2 protein-coding genes are annotated in these 934 nt (G+C 60.8%); one reads left to right on the forward strand and one right to left on the reverse strand.

Annotated features, from left to right (window positions below; translation table 11 throughout):
• A partial coding sequence (locus EN750_RS36440; protein ID WP_145968291.1) for a TetR/AcrR family transcriptional regulator occupies window positions 1-502 on the reverse strand: 502 nt, incomplete at its 3' end.
• Window positions 503-744: 242 nt separating this feature from the next.
• On the opposite strand from EN750_RS36440, the gene EN750_RS36445 reads away from it, so the two are divergent.
• Window positions 745-934, forward strand: a 190-nt coding sequence (locus EN750_RS36445) for a hypothetical protein (RefSeq protein ID WP_127399425.1), incomplete at its 3' end; no start/stop codon positions are given.

Consider the following 934-nt stretch of genomic DNA (forward strand, 5'->3'; position numbering starts at 1 on the left):
GCACGCTAACCCGCGCGCCCTCGAGCAGAAGCGACAGCGTATCGGCGAGCAGTTCAGCCTGGCCGATGCCCGCATCCCGACATAGCGTCACAAGGCGCTCGCGCTGGGCTTCCTTGAGCTCCTTGATCACCAGCCTGGCCGGATGGTCCGGCTCGGTCAGCTCAGCGGCGGCGTTGGCCATGTCGCAGCCGCGCCCATCCGCATTGAGCATGGCAGCCGCCTTGCGAACCCAGGCATGCAGTTGGGCAAGCTTGTCACCAGGAAATTCGGCCTCGAACGCATCCCACATAGCGCCCGCCTTGGCCGCATTGGCGCGCAGGCATTCGACGATCAGTTCGTCCTTGGATTCGAAGTGACGATAGAGCGTCATCTTGTTCGTGCCGGCAGCTTCGGTGATGGCGTCAACGCCGACACCCTTGATGCCATGCTTGTGGAACATGTCGCGTGCCGTCTCCAGGATCCGATCCCGGGGACGAGAGCGCTCCACGATGCCGTCTGTCATCATGATCTCCTTTCGTTTCCAAAAAACCCTCGGCCACCTCTTGACTAGGGTGTTACCGGTCTGTAACTTCCAGAATGTTACTTACTGGTAACACCTATATCGTCCACCGTCAATAACAAGGCCGTGAACTGGCCCTGCCGACGAGAGGGACAAGAAACTGCCAATCATGCGGCCTCGGCCGGTGAAAAGATGAAAACGGTTCGCGAGCACGTGCTGCGAATCGACAGACAAGGAGCCGGCCAATGCCACAGCGCCGCGATCTTACCATAGATGAGGCCGTCCGGGATCCGATGATCCGGCTGGTCATGAAAGCCGATGGCGTCGACCCGCGCGCCTTCGAGACGATGCTGCGCTCGCTTGCCTATGCGCAGCGCAACGAGGTGCCGTTGCTGCATTCGCGGGACGACCTCGGTGACAAGCGCGGTCAAAGAC

It is taken from the genome of Mesorhizobium sp. M7A.F.Ca.ET.027.03.2.1 (assembly GCF_003999175.1).
Taxonomy (GTDB): domain Bacteria; phylum Pseudomonadota; class Alphaproteobacteria; order Rhizobiales; family Rhizobiaceae; genus Mesorhizobium.